This is a genomic window from Ligilactobacillus araffinosus DSM 20653 (assembly GCF_001435375.1).
GTDB classification, from domain to species: domain Bacteria; phylum Bacillota; class Bacilli; order Lactobacillales; family Lactobacillaceae; genus Ligilactobacillus; species Ligilactobacillus araffinosus.
In genome coordinates this window covers 1-14,603 of the sequence record NZ_AYYZ01000005.1, presented here as the reverse complement: position 1 = coordinate 14,603, position 14,603 = coordinate 1, and the positions used below count along the sequence as shown (strand labels likewise).

General features: G+C 38.6%; 12 protein-coding genes. 9 read left to right on the top strand and 3 right to left on the bottom strand.

The window, feature by feature from the left end:
• Positions 1-2 precede the first annotated feature (2 nt).
• The 3 genes from FC64_RS01065 to FC64_RS01055 all read left to right on the top strand — a co-directional run bounded on the left by FC64_RS01065 (position 3) and on the right by FC64_RS01055 (position 3,329).
• Entirely contained in the window at positions 3-350 is a 348-nt protein-coding gene (locus tag FC64_RS01065) for a DsrE family protein (RefSeq protein WP_057906153.1), read from the top strand.
• Between the two features lie 418 nt (positions 351-768).
• Entirely contained in the window at positions 769-1,731 is a 963-nt protein-coding gene (locus FC64_RS01060) for a DMT family transporter (RefSeq protein WP_057906152.1), read from the top strand.
• A gap of 2 nt (positions 1,732-1,733) precedes the next feature.
• Positions 1,734-3,329 carry a malonate decarboxylase subunit alpha gene (locus FC64_RS01055; protein ID WP_057906151.1) on the top strand — a complete coding sequence of 532 codons (1,596 nt, stop codon included), beginning with the start codon at positions 1,734-1,736 and terminating at the stop codon, positions 3,327-3,329.
• A gap of 35 nt (positions 3,330-3,364) precedes the next feature.
• On the opposite strand, the gene FC64_RS01050 is transcribed toward FC64_RS01055, so the two are convergent.
• From FC64_RS01050 to FC64_RS01040, 3 genes are all read right to left on the bottom strand, one after another.
• Positions 3,365-4,897 carry an MFS transporter gene (locus tag FC64_RS01050; RefSeq protein ID WP_057906150.1) on the bottom strand — a complete coding sequence of 511 codons (1,533 nt, stop codon included), beginning with the start codon at positions 4,895-4,897 and terminating at the stop codon, positions 3,365-3,367.
• 235 nt (positions 4,898-5,132) lie between these two features.
• Positions 5,133-5,561, bottom strand: coding sequence for an Hsp20/alpha crystallin family protein (locus FC64_RS01045; protein WP_057906149.1), 429 nt, complete (start codon positions 5,559-5,561; stop codon positions 5,133-5,135).
• A 91-nt stretch (positions 5,562-5,652) separates the two neighbouring features.
• Positions 5,653-7,416, bottom strand: a complete 1,764-nt coding sequence (locus FC64_RS01040; protein ID WP_057906148.1) for an ABC1 kinase family protein — start codon at positions 7,414-7,416, stop codon at positions 5,653-5,655.
• Positions 7,417-7,616: 200 nt separating this feature from the next.
• Between FC64_RS01040 and FC64_RS01035 the strand changes: the two genes are divergently transcribed.
• The 6 genes from FC64_RS01035 to FC64_RS01010 all read left to right on the top strand — a co-directional run bounded on the left by FC64_RS01035 (position 7,617) and on the right by FC64_RS01010 (position 14,351).
• Positions 7,617-10,433: a sigma-54-dependent transcriptional regulator gene (locus FC64_RS01035; RefSeq protein ID WP_057906147.1), complete on the top strand. Its 2,817-nt coding sequence runs from the start codon at positions 7,617-7,619 to the stop codon at positions 10,431-10,433.
• A 209-nt stretch (positions 10,434-10,642) separates the two neighbouring features.
• The gene (locus FC64_RS01030; protein WP_057906146.1) at positions 10,643-11,143 is read left to right on the top strand and encodes a PTS sugar transporter subunit IIB; all 501 of its coding nucleotides are present in this window, start codon (positions 10,643-10,645) and stop codon (positions 11,141-11,143) included.
• 40 nt (positions 11,144-11,183) lie between these two features.
• Positions 11,184-12,179 carry a PTS sugar transporter subunit IIB gene (locus tag FC64_RS01025; protein ID WP_057906145.1) on the top strand — a complete coding sequence of 332 codons (996 nt, stop codon included), beginning with the start codon at positions 11,184-11,186 and terminating at the stop codon, positions 12,177-12,179.
• Between the two features lie 15 nt (positions 12,180-12,194).
• Positions 12,195-13,001 (top strand): PTS mannose/fructose/sorbose transporter subunit IIC, encoded by an 807-nt coding sequence (locus tag FC64_RS01020; protein WP_057906144.1) that lies wholly within the window; start codon positions 12,195-12,197, stop codon positions 12,999-13,001.
• Positions 13,002-13,021: 20 nt separating this feature from the next.
• Complete coding sequence (locus FC64_RS01015) at positions 13,022-13,948, top strand: PTS system mannose/fructose/sorbose family transporter subunit IID (protein ID WP_057906143.1); 927 nt, start codon at positions 13,022-13,024, stop codon at positions 13,946-13,948.
• A gap of 28 nt (positions 13,949-13,976) precedes the next feature.
• Positions 13,977-14,351, top strand: coding sequence for a DUF956 family protein (locus tag FC64_RS01010; protein WP_057906142.1), 375 nt, complete (start codon positions 13,977-13,979; stop codon positions 14,349-14,351).
• The last annotated feature ends 252 nt before the right edge of the window (positions 14,352-14,603 follow it).

Sequence of the window (14,603 nt, the reverse complement as noted above, 5' to 3'; positions counted from 1 at the left end):
GTATGAAGATTTTACTTCACATTGATCAAACTGAACGGTGGAGCGCAGTGCAAGGAAATTTAATCAACTTAGCCAACGCAAAACAAAATTTACGTCCAGATTTAGATATTGAGGTAGTTGTTACTGGTGAAGCAATTCAACAGTTGGTTGATAATGACGATAACCGCGCATTGAAAGAAACGTTGAAGAAGGCAACGGATGCGGGCTTTGTGATTGCCGGTTGCAATAATTCGTTGAACCGATTTAAGATCGCCCCTGAAGATCTGTTTTCATTTGTTCGGGTTGTTCCTGCCGGATTGATTGAGGTTGCTGAAAAGGAAAATGAAGGATTTGCATACGTTAAACCGTAAAAAGAAATGATCACTCGAAGAAGACGCTTACCGTTAAATTTATGGAAACTGGTAAGCGTCTTAGTGAGTAAGATAACTATATGGGACCAAAAGAGGGTTTGCTTTTGGTCATGTGTAAGTGTTGTGGAAAAAGGGTTAGTGCATTTCCACGCAATGAGTGTATCGAATTAGGAAATGATTGTCAACAATTAAATTAATGATTTTTTAAACTATGATTAAGTCATAGTTTATTTTTTTGCTTTGATAATTAAATAATTGTTTGATAAATCGATTAAATTAAAGGCGATAATAGCAGTAATTTAGTTGATATGAATCCAACCATTTTATAAATATATTTTGACAATCAAAATAAAATCGTGTTTAATATCATTGTTAACTATAAATTTTATTTTAGTTAACAATGATTAGGAGGGATTTTATGAAAAAGAGAATTTCATATGTTTGTATTTTAACAACTGCATTGGTTTTCAGTTTAATGGAAATCGTATTGAAGTTGGCAAGCAATCAGGTAACTGGATTAAACGGGATTCAAATTAGTTTTTGGCGGTTTGTGATCGCCGTGGCTTGCTTTTTGCCATTTATGATGCAACAAATCAAACGGCAAAAAATTTCATTTACGGGAAAAGATTGGTGCAATTTTATTCTTCTTGGATTTGTTTTTGTTGTTTGTTGCATGTCAATGTATCAGATTTCATGCAAGTTAGAACCGGCAGCAATTGCCGCCATTATTTTCAGTTGCAATCCGGTTTTTGTTTTACTGTTTTCAAAATTAATTTTACATAAACGTTTGACCGGGATTGAAAAGGGAACTCTGTTTTTCGCACTGGTCGGAATGGTGTTGGTTGTTAGCCCGCATGAACTGTTATCACAGCTGAATAATTGGCAGGGGATTTTAATTTCAATTAGTGGTTCAGCATTATTTGGATTATATACTGTTCTTTCAAAACGATATTTGAATGAAAATCCAGGGACCAATGGCTTTATTATTTCGGGAATGAGTTTCTTATGCGGATTGGTAGAGTTATGGATCGTGATCGGTCTTACTCATATTTCGGTAATCAGTAATTTCTTTAAGGCAATCCCAAGCCTTCAAATGTTTTCGAGTGTTCCGGTAATTAGCAATTTGAATGCGGCAAACGTTGGGATTTTATTGTTTATCGGTGTTGTGATTACAGCGGTAGGTTACGGTTGTTATTTTTATGCTGTTGAAAATGCAGGATCATTTCCGGCTTCATCATCGTTTTTTATCAAATCAATTTTGTCGCCGATTTTGGCAGTCATTATTTTACATGAACAGATGAAACTAACGGTGATTATTGGAATTATTTTGGTGATCATCGGTCTTGCATTACCGTTTGTCTTTAAAAAGAAAGAGGCCTGAAAATGAATTGGAATCAGCGAAAAGAAAGTAAAAATAATAAATTGAATAACGTTAAACGTGCAGGGAAGCAAATTGATACGGAAAAAATTGTGGATGTTCTTGAACAAGTTTTAGTTCCAGGTGATCGGGTAATTCTTGAAGGCGATAATCAAAAGCAAGCGCATTTTTTGGCTAGAGCATTAGGAATGGTTGATGTTCATCGAGTTCATGATCTTTCAATGGTAATTCCAAGCATTGAAGACCCCAACCAAATTGAACTTTTTAAGCGTGGAATTGCGTCGTCTGTTGATTTTTCATTTGCCGGGCCTCAAAGTCGTGCACTGGTTGAATTGATCAATCAGGAAGAAATAACGATTAATAATATTCATACATACATTGAACTTTACGGCCGGCTGTTTGTCGATTTAATTCCAGATGTTGCATTGATTACAGCTGCGCAGGCGGATGCAGACGGAAATTTATATTTGGCTCAAAATACAGAAGAAACACCGGTCTTGGTTGAAGCAACGGCGGTTAAATCAGGAATTGTAATTGCTCAGGTTAATGAAATCGTTGAGCGGGTACCACGGATTGACATTCCGGCAGAACAGGTTGATTTGATCGTAAGAGTGCCAGAAGCAGAAAAGCCGTTTCCGTTGTTTACCCGGGATCCGCAAAAGATCACTGAGGATCAAATTATGGCAGGAATGCTGGCAATCAAGGGAATCTATGGAAAATATCAGGTGAAAACTCTGAATCACGGAATTGGATATAATACTGCAGCAATTGAATTGTTGTTGCCAACCTTTGGTGAACGGTTAGGATTAAAGGGCAAAGTTGCGACGAACTGGGTCAATAATCCGACGCCAACGTTGATTCCCGCAATTGAAGCCGGATGGGTCAGGTCAATTTATTGCTTTGGCGGGGAAGCTGGAATGGAAAAGTATATTCAGCAACGCTCTGATGTTTTTGCAGTTGATCATTATCGAAATTTAAAGTCTAATCGGGTATATGCGCAAATTGCAGGACAATATGCGATTGATATGTTTGTAGGGGCAACACTGCAAGTCGATACGGATGGAAATGCCTCAACGATTACTGCTGATCGTCTAAGCGGTTTTGGCGGAGCGCCAAACATGGGATCTGATCCGCACGGTCGGCGGCATTTAACTAATTCATATCAACAAATTGATGGTTCTTACAAGCAAGGAAGAAAAATTGTCGTTCAATTAACGACTTCCCGGCGGTGGAATCATGAGCCGGTTTTTGTCGATCAATTGGATGCATGGAAATTAAAGAATCGTTTAGCGGTTGATCCAATTATGATTTACAGTGAAGATACAACGCATATTGTTTCTGAAAATGGAATTGCAAACCTGTATCAAACTGACAGCCCGACTGAAAGACGACAAGCAATCGCGGCAATTGCCGGGGATACAGCGGTTGGTCAGAAATGTTCAGAAAAGGAACGGCAGGTTCTTCGGGAGCGGGGAATTGTTCAAACTCCTCAAGACCTGGGAATTCATCGCCGAGAAGCGACACGGGATTTACTCGCGGCCAAATCAATCGATGAGTTAGTTAAAATTTCACATGGACTTTACCAGCCAGTGAAAAACTAACAAAAGGCTGTGCCATTAGCGGCACAGCCTTTTTATTAGTTTCCTGAATTAATATCTTTTTTGGGTGTGTTTTTAATTAAGAACCAGCATAGAATTCCTGAAATAATGAAGATTCCAAACGTTAACCAGAGCAATTCATGAATTCCGTTATAGTATGCATGCCTTACGATGGTTGTAATGTGTGGAATTTGATGGAATTTTTGAGCCATTGTCATTCCTGAAAACGGACCAGCTTTAATGATGATTCGGGCAGCCTCGGTGTTTCCAAGATGAGCAGTTAAACTGCGTTGGTAACCATCACCGACTACCAGGCCAAGAACAACAACGCCGAGACAGTTTCCAAATTGTCGGCAAACATTATTAATTCCAGATGCCATTCCCATGTTTTGCGGCTTGACATCAAGAAGAGCGGCATTTGAAATTGCAGGGTTGATGCCAGCGTTTCCTAACCCCATAAAGATGAATGCGGGAATTAAGAACGTCCAATTGAGGTGGTAGCCAAGCATTAGATTCATTGTAAGAATTCCGATAGCTTCAATAAATAAAGATCCGCTGGCAATTAGTCGACTTCCAATTCGACCCACGGCATAGCCGACGAATGCTCCTAAGACAAGAGGAAAGACACTAATGATTAGCCGTTGAAGACCAACTTCGAGTGGTGAGTATCCCATGTAGTCTTGCATTAAGATTGTTAAATATGTGAAAAATGAGAATAATCCGATTGCAATGGTAAAACCGGCAACGCATGATCCAACAAATGATGGATTTTTGAAAAGTTCAAGGTTCATCATTGGGTACGGAATGTGTTTTTCCCATAAAATAAAAACAATTAGTAAAATGATTCCAGCAATGATCCATCCGATAATGTTAGGAGTCATCCAACTTGCGGTAATATCATTCTCTTTGTTTAACAATCCGAATACAAGGCAGAAAACTAATGCTGTACTTAAAATCATTCCTAGTAGATCGAGATGTCGGTCGACTTCGTGATGCTTTTCGGTAATGAACTTGATCCCGATCCCAATGGCAACGATTCCAATTGGAACGTTGATTAAGAAAATCGAACGCCAGTTGATATATTGAACGAGCAAGCCACCGACAAGCGGTCCGATCGATGTTCCGAAGCCAACGATACTTCCCCAGATTCCAAGGATAAACGCCCGTTGTTTTCCTTCATAGTTATCACCGATCAACGCCATTGATAACCCTAAGATTCCGGCACCGCCGACACCTTCGATTCCCCGGGAAATATTTAAGAATAAGCTATTCGGGGCAATTGCACATAATAATGACCCGGCGGTAAAGATACCCATTGAAAGGAGGAAGAAAAGTTTCTTACCATACATATCACCAAGTTTACTGATTAAAAGAATCGAAATGGCATACGTTGCAGTATAAGCATTTACGATCCATTGCGTTGAAACGTAACTGGTATGAAATTCGTGTTGAATTGTCGGAAGCGCAACGTTGACGATCGTGATATCAAGCATCGCCATTAAGATTCCCATGCCGATGGCAATTAAAACAAGCCAACTGGTTTGCTTCTCTTGCTTTTGTTTTGTAGTCATCTTTTACCCGCTTTCTATAATGGATTTGACTAAGTTATTATAGTCCTTATTTTTAATAAGCGAAACATTTTTCAGAATGGAAGATTCTTCACGCTATCAAATCATATTTAACGCAGCTTATTATATTTCTGATTATGTTGCTTGTCAACAAAAATAGATAAAAATAAAAAGACTGGATTGAAATCCAGCCTTCTCATTAGTAGATTGATTCTAACTAAGAGGATTTTCAAACCAACTAGTCGATTTGAATGTTATGATTTTTATCAATTTCTTCTTTGGTCTTTGGCAATGTAACCGTTAAGACACCATCTTCATATTTGGCAGAAATTGCCTTGCCATCAACTTGCGGTAAGCGGTATGAGCGACTGTAAGTTCCATAGTCACGCTCACTAGCAATAATATTACCTTTTTGATCACTTTCGTCATCGAACGAATCACGCTTAGCGTCAACTGTTAAAACATCATCTTTGAAATTCAAAGCGATATCTTTTTTGTCAACTCCAGGCATATCGATTTTAACGACATATTCTTTATCCGTTTCTTTAATATCACTCTTTAATGATTTCATTTCATTCCAGTTGTTAAAAAATGAACGACCAAAATTACTGAAGAAATCATCACTATTTGCTAAACGATTAAACCGATTCATTAAATCATTACTCATATGATTACATCCTTTCTTATATATCCCTTACAACTATTATGGTAACGCGATTCGGAAACGAATACAATTAATCAGCCTGGCGTAATATATTCTACTTTAATTTCTTTTTATCCTTTAAATGCCGGTGAATTCCACCGAGAGTCATTAAGATAATGACGATTAATGAAACGATAAACCCCGTCACTCCAAGGTTATAGACTGGAGTGTTTCCGTGACTTCCTTGAACAAGCATTGATGAGCCGAGGATGACAGCCGCAAGAATAATTGTCACCATAATGCGGTTAACGATTTGATCTAGTCGGTAAAGAATTTTATTTTGATCTTTCAGTTTAAGCGTTAGCCGGGCTTGGTTAGCATTCATAATATCAAGCAGCTGGTTTAATTTTTGGGGGACGGCTGGCAGTTCCTTGGCCGTTTGTAGGGTTTGCCAAGCGAGATCTTCAACGGAGCTTTTAAGGTTAAATTTTTGTTTTAAATATTTGATCCCAAATGGTCGGGCGATATCCATGATCGATAATTCCGGATCAAGTTGAGCAACAATTCCTTCAAGGGTTCCAAAGGCCTTGAACAGCAAGGTGACTTCTGGTTTCATTTGAAGATTATTTTGATGACACAGGGTGATGATTTGATATAAGGTTGTTGCAAAATCAATTTCACCCACGCCCATTTTCAAATACGGGGTAATGAAATTTCCTAAGTCTTCATAGAAACTTTCTTCGTCGACGTCGCCTACGCGGTTGCAGACGCTTAAAACTGCCTCACCGATTTTACGCGAATTTTTAGTATTGAGTGCCAAAATGATGTTAGCAATTCCGTCCACTAGAGCAGGGGTTAGTCGGCCCATCATTCCAAAATCAAGATAGGTTAACCGGTATGGCGGAAGGGATTCGTCGGTTTCGACTTGAATTTCGTTTTTACCGATTTTCTTCGCATAGTGATGCTGCGGTTCGAAATTTTGTTTTTCATTAACTTCTTCACGATAACTTAAACGGTGAAAAAGAATATTCCCGGGATGCGGATCGGCATGGAAGAAATTATCAACAAAAACCTGTTTGATAAAGTTTTGAACGAGCGTTTTCGCAACATACTTTTTCGTTGCTATAAGTTCTTTTGCTGCCTGAGTTTCAGGTTCGGCTGTCTGTTGAATAAGATATTTAATGCTCTTTCCGCGCATTGCTTCGTTAACAAGAATTTTTGAAGTTGAATATTGTTGATACACTTTTGGAACGCGAATGATGCCATCACGGTTGTTGAGTTTATAAAATTCAATGCCGTTTTGGATTTCGACCTGCGTATTGATCTCATTCAGCAATGCTGTTCGAATTTCATCAAGGGTTTCATTAACGTCAATGACTTCAATGTCCGGTACAAATTTTAGAATCGAAAGGGCCTTGCGGAAAAGGGCCAGATCCGTTCGAACCAGTTCTTCAACGGCTGGATGCTGGATTTTTACTACAACTTCGGTTCCATCTTTAAGGGTTGCATGGTGAGTTTGACCGATCGATGCGGAAGCAAATGGCTTTTGATCAAATGAGGCAAACGTGTCAGCAATTGATTTTCCAGTTTGCTTTTTAAAGGTTGCAGCAACTGTTTGAAAATCGTCGATTTGGACGTTATCTTGCAATTTCCGCAATTCTTGAATATATTCTGGCGAAATTAGATCAGGCCGGGTTGAAAGCAATTGGCCAGCCTTGATAAAGGTGGGCCCAAGCTCTTCAAGCGCTTTGCGAAATTCAGCCGGATGAGTCTGATGAACAAAGTTATGAAGCATGTTATAGTTGCGCATGACCCGGATAATATGAAGAAGCCGGGTACGCTTATCTTTGCGCGTAATTGTAACTGCCGTTTCAGTCATTGTTAAAACCCCTTTAAAATCGATTTTGTTAAATTAATTTTACCATTTAATAGAGGAGTGAAAAAAGGCAAATGCCTGATACACAAAGATGAAAACGATTCTTTAATTTTAATAATGAAGATGATACACTAAAATGGTAAACGCTATCATCGAAGCCTGGATGCTTAATACACAAAAAAGGTTATTGAGGAGGTTAAGTTTTGAAACGAAGAGAAAAGGTCTGGGAATATCTGAAAAACATGCTACCTGATCAACCTCAAGGAGTGACAACTTCTAAAGTAGCGATGGATCTCAATCTGGTTCGGACGAATGTCAGCAAAGAGTTAAATATTTTAGTAAAAGAAGGTAAATTGACTAAAACTGCAACGCGTCCCGTAAAATATTTTTTGGCTGATCAAGTTTCACAGGATGTACATGAAACGGTAGTAAGGGTAAAAAAAACAGAATCCGCCAAGAAAAATCGCACTGAAGAACAGGAAAACAAACAAGATGATATTTTTGATCATTTAATTGGAAGAACAAGCAGTTTAAAAAATCAAATTGAACAGGCCAAAGCAGCGCTTTTATATCCTCCACATGGACTGAATGTTCTAATAACAGGGCCAACTGGATCAGGGAAAACGTATTTTGCAAATGCAATGAATCAATTTGCTTACAATAAAGGTGTAATTAGCAATCCCCATTTAACTACATTTAACTGTGCAGATTATGCGCATAATCCTCAACTTTTAATGTCGCATTTATTTGGATATGTTAAAGGGGCTTTTACTGGTGCTAATGAAGATCAAGAAGGGTTGATTCAAAAAGCGGACGGCGGAATTTTATTTCTAGACGAAGTTCACCGGTTACCACCGGAAGGTCAAGAAATGATTTTTTATTTAATGGATCATGGAACCTATTCACGATTAGGAGAAACTGCTAAAGCACATCATGCTAATTTGCGGTTGATTTGTGCAACTACCGAAGATCCTGAAAGTTCATTATTAGCAACCTTCGTTCGGAGAATTCCAATTGTTGTTCAAATGCCAAGTTTTAATTCACGGACAATGCGGGAACGTTTTGGCCTATTACGCCAAATGTTATCTGTTGAAGCTAACCGTATTCATAAGAAAATTTACTTTGATGAAGACGTTGCGCGGTCATTGATTGGCAGTGTTACTTATGGGAATGTTGGTCAGTTAAAGTCAAACGTTCAGTTAGTGTGTGCGCAAGGATTTTTAAACAATATTCAAACACAGGACGCAATTTATCTTCATTTTGACCAGTTGCCGCCTAGTATTAAAGAAGGACTTTCGCGCCTTGCAAATGACCGAGACCAGTTTGGCGATTTGGCAAAAATGATGGATCCGCAAATGGTAGTTGCCCCGGATGACGTAACAGTCCCGTTAAGTGATGCTGATAATTATGAATTACCATATAATCTTTATGAAATTATTGGCGATAAAGCTGCATTACTTAGCAAGGAAGGGCTTGATCAAGAATCAATCAATAATTTTATTATGACGGATATCAATGTCCATTTAAAAGGATTTTATTCAGATAAACATTTAGAGCGTGATCAAAATGATTTATATGAAATTGTTGATCATGACGTTGTAGATTTGACTGATCGATTGAAAAAGATTTTAAAGGACAAAGGTTATCGGATTTCACCGGATTTTTCGTATGCAATGAGTTTACACATTAGTTCATTTATTAAACGGGTTGAATCTGGGAAACCATTACGAAAGGCTGCTCCTAATATGATTTCAATGGTTCAAGATTATCCAGAAGAATTAGGATATGCCAAAATTGTAAAAAATGAAATTGAAAATCATTATCATTTACCAGTTCCAGACTCAGAATTATATTATTTAGCAGTTTTATTAATTTCGCTGCAAGCTGAAAAACAAAATGGCAAGGTTGGAATTGTAGTTGCCGCCCATGGCAATAGTACGGCATCTTCGATGGTACAAGTAGTTGAACAACTTCTCGATCCCGATAATTTAACAGCGTTTGATATGTCATTAGATATGAGTCCTCATGAAGCGTTAAAGGGAATTGAAGAAAAAGTCCGTCAAATAGATTCGGGGAATGGCGTGATTTTGCTTGTCGATATGGGGTCGTTAAGTACTTTTGATGAGAAAATTAGTGAGCATACAGGAATCAAAGTTAAGTCCGTTGATATGGTAACAACGGCATTGGTTTTGGAAACGGCCCGGAAAACGTCGCTGATCGATAGTGACTTAGAAAATGTTTATCGGGAAATTTCAGAATTCAGTGGGTATTCACGGACAACGGAACGGGAAAAAACCGAAGTTCAGCATTTACCTCAGAAAGCCACCACAGTTTCTGAGCAGCAGCCAAAAGCCATTTTAGCAATTTGTTCAACTGGTCAGGGAACCGCAGTGAAGATCAAGAAGATGTTAGATAGTATTTTGGTGGACCATTTGATCGATGATATTGTTGTCTTACCGATTTCCGTTGTTGATATGGATCAACAAATTGCGAAGATTCAAAAGGACTACCGCATTGTTGCGGTTACGGGAATTTCCCGCCCGCACCTAAGTGTCCCATTTGTTTCACTTGAAAAACTGCTTCAAGGCGGTGGCGAACAGTTTATTACTGCGATTGAAAACTTTACGAATAACATTGAAGCCGAAAATCAATTGGAAACTTCGGAGAAAATGGCAAAGGAAAGAATTCAGCATTATTTAGGACAGTATTTTACTTTCCTTAATCCGGAAAAAGTTACGGAGGTTCTTTGGGAATACTGTAAGGTAATTGAAAAAGGCCCGATAAAGTTGAAAAATTCATTAAAGGTTAATTTGAGTATGCATTTGGCCGGAGTGATCGAACGAATTTTAACTCGAAGTGAATTGACGGTTCAACAGGATATTCAAATTGAAGAGGTTCGAAATGATCCGGTTTATCCAATGGTGATCAAGGCTAACCAAATGCTAACGGAAAGTTTAAACATTACCTTACCTGAAGAAGAAGTGTATTATGTTGTTAAATTGATTGATACACAAAAATAATAATGATTAGTGAATTGCTTGATACACAATCAACAGTGTATCAAGCAATTTTAATCGTTGGTATAAAAGCGTTTTCAAGAGATACACAAAGTTGGCACGCTTTTTGCTTATTGTTTAATGTAAGGCAAAACAATTTGGTGATTGGCTAATTATTAGCAATTATTTTATTTGTCTTTGAGGCAATCCCAAATAACGAAAGTGTGATCCTTATGCTTCAAGTTCAGTTATTTCGAATTGATAGCCGACTTCTACATGGTCAGGTTGCAACGAATTGGGCACGGGTTTTGAAAATTAATCGAATCCTCGTTGCATCTGATAGTGTGGCTCAGGATGCGATTCGGAAAACGTTGATTAAACAAGCATCGCCCCCAGGGTTGAAAACTCATATTGTTCCAATCCAAAAGGTGATCCGTATTAATCAAGATTCACGTTTTGATGGAGAAAAAGTTTTATTACTAGTTGAATCTCCTCAAGATGCTTTGCGATTAATTCTTGGAGGCGTTGCCGTTTCAAGGATCAATATCGGTTCCTTGAGTTTCGACAGTTCCAAAAAGATGGTCAGCGATACTGTCGCTGTTAGTCAACGAGACATCCAGACTTTTCAACTGCTTCATCAGCATGGAATTCAGCTTGAGATTCAAAAAGTATCAAGTGATAGTCCTAAAAATCTCTGGCAGGTTTTAATTGATAAGCATTTGATTACCGAGTAGGTTTTGCAGAATTAAGAATACACCAAAGGAGGAAAACATTATGGTAGGAATTATCCTTGCTAGCCATGGCGGATTCGCTGAAGGAATTTATCAATCTGGTGAAATGATCTTCGGTAAACAAGAAAATGTTAAGGCATGTATCTTGAAACCTAGCGAAGGCCCAGATGACATTCGCAAAAAGATGGAAGACGCCATTGCTTCATTTGATGATCCAGAACAAGTATTATTCTTAATTGACCTTTGGAGTGGTACTCCATTCAACCAAGCAAGCAATTTGTTTGCTGAACACAAAGATACATGGGCAATTGTTACCGGTTTGAACTTACCAATGCTGATCGAAGCATACGGTGCCCGGTTGCAAGACGGAATTACCGCCCGTGAAATTGCCAAACAAATCGTTGGTTCTGCCAAGGACGGAATCAAGACCTTACCTGAAGGACTTGTTCCAAAGAAGGAAGCCCCAAAAGCTGCTGAAAGCAAGCAACCAACTGGTGCAATTCCTGAAGGAACGGTTTTAGGCGATGGACACATTAAGTTTGGTTTAGTTCGGATCGATTCACGGTTGCTTCACGGCCAAGTGGCTACTGCTTGGACAAAATCAGTTCGTCCTGATCGGATTATCGTTGTCTCGGACAACGTTTCAAAAGATAAGTTGCGGAAAAACATGATTATTCAGGCTGCTCCTCCTGGTGTGCGGGCAAATGTTATTCCGATTAAGAAGATGATCGAAGTTTCAAAGGATCCACGATTTGGAGCAACGAAGGCATTAGTCCTCTTTGAAAACCCAGAAGATGCTTTGAAAGCCATTGAAGGCGGAGTTGACATTAAGACATTGAATATCGGTTCAATGGCCCACTCGGAAGGTAAAGTTGCCGTAAACAAAGTTCTTTCATTGGATGAAAAGGATGTTGAAACATACGACAAGCTGAATGAAATGGGAATCAAATTTGACGTTCGGAAAGTTCCAAATGATTCACCAGAAAACATGATGGATCTTGTTAACAAGGCTCGTGAAGAGTTAGCCAAAAAGAAATAGCAAGGAGGAAGAAAGATGTCTATCGTTCAAGCAATTTTAGTAATTATCATTGCATTCTTTGCCGGAATGGATGGTATTTTAGATGAATTTGAATTTTATCAACCACTTGTTACTTGTACATTAATTGGCTTAGTAACAGGTAACTTAACTGCCGGGATCATTCTTGGTGGAACATTACAAATGATCGTTTTAGGATGGGCTAATATTGGTGCGGCTGTTGCTCCGGATATTGCCTTTGCGTCAACTGCATCAGCAATTGTTTTGGCAATGGGGAATTTAGGTGTTAAAGGTGTCGGAACTGCCGTTGCCATGGCTGTTCCATTCGCTGTTGCCGGATTAGTTATGAACATGATCGTCCGGACAATCTGTGTTGGGATTACGCACGCAATGGATAAAGCTGCTGAAGAAGTTAGCTTTAAGAAGATGAACATGTGGCAAACAATTGCAATTATTTTACAAGGTTTACGTGTTGCTATTCCTTGCGGATTATTACTTATTATCCCAACTCACACAGTTCAACACATGTTGAATGCAATTCCTTCATGGTTATCAGCCGGAATGACAATCGGTGGTGGCATGGTTGTTGCTGTTGGTTACGCAATGGTTATCAATATGATGGCTACAAAGGAAACATGGCCATTCTTCATTATCGGTTTTGTAATCGCTGCTTTGACAAACTTAACATTGTTGGCAATCGGTGCCTTGGCTGTTGCAATTACATTGATGTACTTGAACCTTGATAAAAAAGGTGGCAACGGCGGTAACGGTGGCGGCGACAGCAATACCGGTGATCCGTTAGGCGATATCTTGGATGACTACTAAAATGAAGGAGCGTGAAAAGAATGACTGAAAAAGAAAATCGAATTAAAGTTGATAAAAAAACACGTTTCAAAGTTGCAGCTCGTTCACAATTCTTACAAGGTTCATGGAACTATGAACGGATGCAAAACGGCGGTTATGCATTTTCAATGATTCCTGCAATCAAGAAATTGTACAAGACAGATGAAGATCGCCAAGCAGCTTTAAAGCGGCACATGGAATTCTTTAACACAACCCCATTTATGGCTTCACCAATTATCGGGGTTACATTAGCCCTTGAAGAAGAACGGGCTAATGGCGGTGACGTTGATGACGAAGCAATCAACGGTGTTAAGGTCGGAATGATGGGCCCATTGGCTGGGGTCGGCGATCCGGTCTTCTGGTTCACAGTTCGTCCAATTTTAGGTGCTTTATGTGCTTCACTTGCGATGAGTGGGAACATTTTGGGACCGATCATGTTCTTCGTTGTTTGGAATTTATTCCGTTGGGGCTTCCAATGGTATACTCAAGAATTTGGTTACAGAGCCGGTTCTGCAATTACGGACGATTTATCAGGAACAATGATGCAAGACGTAACTCGTGGAGCTTCAATGCTGGGGATGTTTGTCCTTGGTTCACTGATTCAACGGTGGGTTAAGATCGACTTCAAACCAGTTGTTTCAAAAGTTCAATTACAAAAGGGTGCTTACATTGACTGGCACTCACTTCCTTCAGGCCATGAAGGAATTCAAAAAGCCCTTGAACTTTACAATAATGGTCAAGGTCAAGCTTTATCATCCGTTAAGATCACAACAATGCAAAATGTTCTTGACCAATTGATTCCAGGATTAGCTGGATTACTATTGACATTCCTTTGCATGTGGCTACTCAAGAAGAAGGTTTCACCAATCTGGATCATTATCGGAATCTTCATCATCGGAATTTTAGGGCACGTTGTTGGTTTGCTTTAATAAATACTTTGGAATAGAGGAAAGATGAATGGTTGAATCATTAAATTCGAAAGCAGATGTTGTTGAAAAAGCGGTCTATCATCACGGAACTGGAACGTATGGTCAAATCATGGTTGGGAACAAGGCGTTTGAGTTTTATGGTGATAATGTAAATCATTATTTGCAAATTCCGTGGGACGAAGTTAATCAGATCATTGCTTCGTTATATTTCAAGGGGAGGTATATTCCGCGTTTCGCGGTTCAAACAAAAAAGGGAAAAATGTACATTTTTTCGTCAAAAGAACCTAAAAAGGTATTACGTGCTTGTCGAAATTATATTGATTCAAACAAGATTGTGCGTTCATTGACTTTCTTCCAGGTATTAAGGCGAAATATTAAACGAATAATTAAAGCGAATAAATAAGTTTTGGAATATCTCTGAACTAAATAGTTCAGAGATATTTTTATATATAAATGAATTTTGAATTTATTTGAATAAATACCTTGACCTTAGGATATAGGACTGATAGAATGTAAAAGTCGTCATTAGACAGGAGTGTTTGACAATTATTTTTATAATTAATTGTTGACATCACATTTGGTAAATGGTATTATTTAATAGTTGTCTTTTGACAAAAGTTGTAGATCTTTGAAAACTGAACAATGTTTCGACACA

Coding starts and splice junctions, on each gene's coding strand:
- FC64_RS01065 (WP_057906153.1), top strand. CDS start 3: ATGAAGATTTTACTTCACATTGATCAAACTGAACGGTGGAGCGCAGTG.
- FC64_RS01060 (WP_057906152.1), top strand. CDS start 769: ATGAAAAAGAGAATTTCATATGTTTGTATTTTAACAACTGCATTGGTT.
- FC64_RS01055 (WP_057906151.1), top strand. CDS start 1,734: ATGAATTGGAATCAGCGAAAAGAAAGTAAAAATAATAAATTGAATAAC.
- FC64_RS01050 (WP_057906150.1), bottom strand. CDS start 4,897: ATGACTACAAAACAAAAGCAAGAGAAGCAAACCAGTTGGCTTGTTTTA.
- FC64_RS01045 (WP_057906149.1), bottom strand. CDS start 5,561: ATGAGTAATGATTTAATGAATCGGTTTAATCGTTTAGCAAATAGTGAT.
- FC64_RS01040 (WP_057906148.1), bottom strand. CDS start 7,416: ATGACTGAAACGGCAGTTACAATTACGCGCAAAGATAAGCGTACCCGG.
- FC64_RS01030 (WP_057906146.1), top strand. CDS start 10,643: ATGCTTCAAGTTCAGTTATTTCGAATTGATAGCCGACTTCTACATGGT.
- FC64_RS01025 (WP_057906145.1), top strand. CDS start 11,184: ATGGTAGGAATTATCCTTGCTAGCCATGGCGGATTCGCTGAAGGAATT.
- FC64_RS01020 (WP_057906144.1), top strand. CDS start 12,195: ATGTCTATCGTTCAAGCAATTTTAGTAATTATCATTGCATTCTTTGCC.
- FC64_RS01015 (WP_057906143.1), top strand. CDS start 13,022: ATGACTGAAAAAGAAAATCGAATTAAAGTTGATAAAAAAACACGTTTC.
- FC64_RS01010 (WP_057906142.1), top strand. CDS start 13,977: ATGGTTGAATCATTAAATTCGAAAGCAGATGTTGTTGAAAAAGCGGTC.